The organism is uncultured Paracoccus sp. (assembly GCF_947487305.1).
In the GTDB taxonomy this organism is placed as follows: Bacteria; Pseudomonadota; Alphaproteobacteria; order Rhodobacterales; family Rhodobacteraceae; genus Paracoccus.
The window spans coordinates 1-3164 of sequence record NZ_CANKWH010000055.1 but is presented as its reverse complement, the minus strand read 5'-3'; the positions used below and the strand labels follow the sequence as shown (position 1 = coordinate 3164).

The 3164-nt window shown below is 57.0% G+C and carries 3 protein-coding genes; all 3 read left to right on the top strand.

The features are described 5' to 3' along the window. Nucleotides 1-87: 87 nt before the first annotated feature. The 3 genes from Q1A36_RS21130 to Q1A36_RS21120 all read left to right on the top strand — a co-directional run bounded on the left by Q1A36_RS21130 (nt 88) and on the right by Q1A36_RS21120 (nt 2570). Nucleotides 88-528, top strand: a complete 441-nt coding sequence (locus Q1A36_RS21130) for a type IV secretory system conjugative DNA transfer family protein (protein ID WP_299848130.1) — start codon at nt 88-90, stop codon at nt 526-528. Nucleotides 529-743: 215 nt separating this feature from the next. Next, the gene (locus Q1A36_RS21125; RefSeq protein WP_024846152.1) at nt 744-1781 is read left to right on the top strand and encodes a replication initiator protein A; all 1038 of its coding nucleotides are present in this window, start codon (nt 744-746) and stop codon (nt 1779-1781) included. A gap of 120 nt (nt 1782-1901) precedes the next feature. Continuing rightward, nucleotides 1902-2570, top strand: coding sequence for a ParA family protein (locus Q1A36_RS21120; protein WP_024846151.1), 669 nt, complete (start codon nt 1902-1904; stop codon nt 2568-2570). Nucleotides 2571-3164 lie beyond the last annotated feature (594 nt).

Genomic DNA, 3164 nt, shown 5'->3' with positions numbered 1-3164 from the left:
ATCTGATGTCTGCATCGCCAAAATTTACGCCCAAACCGTCAGGCAGGCAACTGTAGCCCAGTTAACGTGACAACACCGTTTGTCCGGATGGGCCGTATGGAGCAGATCATGAACATCGCGAACGTCGCCGCCGGGGCTGGCGTGGAGGCGCTGTTCGTCACCCAGGACACAGGCCAGGTCGAAAAGGCTTACGGCCCCAACGATGCCCGCTCGATCTTCGGCTCCTGCATCACCAAGCGCGTCTTCAACCTCAACGACATTGAAACGGCAGAATGGGCAGCGCGCCACCTCGGGGAAAGCACTGTCTATTCTCAGCAAATTCGAGAGGGGAAGACGCCGAACGAGGGTCGGGATTTCTCGTACTCGGAGCAGCGTCAGAAGCTCATGACCGCCGAGCAGATTACCGGCATGAAGGCGGATGACCTGCTCCTCCTGGTCGGCAACCGCAACCCGCTCAAGGCGAAGCAGAACCTCTACTTCAAGACCAAGGCCTATGCCGGAAAGTTCGATCCGAACCCCCTGCAGTGAGCGCCCAGATCAAAGTTATCCACAGCCTTAGGGTGTTAAATATGTGTTAGATTCAGTGTTACGCTTCGATTTGCGCCGTTTTCCTGTTTTCGTTTCAATAGCTTACTCTCAGCGCTGGTAACTAAAAACACGAATTATGGTAACTAAAAACACGAATATGGGTAACTGATAACACGAATCTTGACATCGGTAACTAAAAACACGAAAGCTTAGGCATGGTAACTGATAACACGAATCCTTTAGCGCCCCTACTGCCTGATCGTCATCCGCAGCATGACTTGTTCATCTGTGACGTTGCAGATGCCGTGTTGAAGGACGTCATGCAGCACATGGAGCACCCCTTCTACTCGCTGTCGAAGAAGCCTGAGACGACGGTGAAGCGCTACAGGAATGGCGAACACTGGCTGGAGATCACGCCGAGCGTGAAGGGTCTAGCGACGATCTACGACAAGGACATCCTGATCTACTGCATCAGCCAGATCATGGCGAAGCTAAAGCAAGGCGAAGCGGTTTCCCCCCGCGTCCGCATCAACTCGCATGAGCTACTCATCTTCACCAACCGCGGCACCAGCGGGCGCGAATATCAAGCGCTGCTCGATGCGCTGGATCGTCTGGAGGGCACCCGCATCAGAACCAACATTGTCAGCGGTGACGAAGAGCAAATCGACGGTTTTGGCCTGATCGATGCTTCCTCGATCCGCCGCAAGCATGGCCTCGATGGCCGTTTGCTATGGTGTGAGGTCAAGCTCTCCGAGTGGGTTTTCAATGCCATCCGCAACGAAGAAGTGCTGACGCTGCATCGTGACTACTTTCGCTTGCGCAAGCCCATTGAGCGGCGTGTGTACGAGATTGCACGGAAGCATTGTGGCCAGCAGCGCTCTTGGCGCATCACACTGCCCAAGCTGCTCCTGAAAACAGGCTCACAAAGCCCAGAGAAGCGTTTCCGGCAGATGATCCGAGAGCTGGTCCAGCATGATCACCTGCCCGACTACCATGTGTCATTCGACGACGAGGAGGACATGGTAGTCTTCACCAACCGTGGCACAATGGCCGCTACACCGGTCGCAGATAGCCGTGTGCCGCCGTTGAAGCCAGAAACCTACGATCAAGCACGGAAGGCGGCACCAGGTTGGGACGTGCGCTACTTGGAAGGCGAGTGGCGGGAATGGATTGTGGAGCCGCCGCGTGACGCCGACGCTGCTTTCATTGGCTTCTGCCGCAAGTGGTTCGAGAAGCGTGGTCGACCGGGTTGACCCATAAAACACCGGTTATTAACCGGATTTATTACCGGTATTAGATTTAAAACCGGTGTTGAATTTAAAACCGGTTACGAATATGATTCCGGTAACCAAAACAAGCAGAGGGCGTCAGCAGTGCCTGTCATCGTCATGGCCAGCCCCAAAGGGGGCGTCGGAAAATCCACATGTGCCGTCCTGCTGGCATCTGAATTCGCGCGCATGGGGGCTGACGTTACCGTGCTCGACTGCGACCCCAACAAGTCACTTACCCGCTGGGCATCCCACGGCTTGCCGAAAGGGGTCACGCTGCATGGCGACATTGGCCGCTCCGAAATTGTGCCAACCATCAGAGCTGCGGACGGTGACGGAAAGATCGTCATCGTCGATCTCGAAGGCGTGGCATCGCAGCTTGTTAGCCGCGCCATCTCCCAAGCTGATCTTGTGATCGTCCCCATGCAGCCAACGGCGCTCGACGCAGAAATCGGATCGGAAGCGCTGGCGCTCGTGAAAGAAGAAGAGGACGCATTGGGCCGCCCGATCCGTCACGCCGTCGTGCTGACGAAGACCAGTGCGGCCGTGAAAAGCCGCGTTCAGAAGGAGCTGGAAGAACAGCTGCGCGGGGCAGGGATCGACGTGATAGAACCCTCACTCGTTGCCCGCGCGGCCTTCTCCGAGATCTTCGCGCATGGCGGTGATCTGACAGGAATGCTGAAGGACCCCGAGATGGTCACTGGCGGCAACATCGACAAGGCAATCGAAAACGCCCAACGCTTCACGGAGGCTGTCTATGAGCGGCTCAAATAGGCTTGCAGGACTGACAGCGCGCCTGAAGGATACTACGGTCGAGGAGGTGCGCCGTATCGATGCGGTAGGAGAGGCGAGGGGCTTTCTGGACCGCACGCCACGCAAGAAGCCCGGACGCAAACCCAGTCCTCGGACGTATCAGCTGCACCCAAAGGTCTTCCCAGAGATAGGCGAGGCCATCGCTGCCGAAGCTGAGCGTCTAGGCATCACGCAGGGACAGCTCATTGAGCAACTGTGGGAGGAATACCGGAAGGGCAGGGACCAAGCACGCTAACCAGCACCTATGTGCAGAAAGGGTAAGCAAGGGGTCGAAACGATCATGAAACCCTTAAGATACGATCCTGCCCCCTCCGGCATCAGACCCCAAGTTGCAGGCGCATTCACCCTTCTTTAGGGTTGGGCCGGTTGGAAAGATGTTTCTGCCCAAAGACACTGACGCTATCGGGACGACGGGCCGGCGTTCGCGGGAGCGCGTTCGACCGTCCGCTTTGGGCCGAGCACGTCGATGAGACATGACCGGCTCTGATGCTGTAACCGCCCCCCGACGGCATCGACGTGCCAAGGTGGGATCGCAACAATCCGTATTGGGAGGCG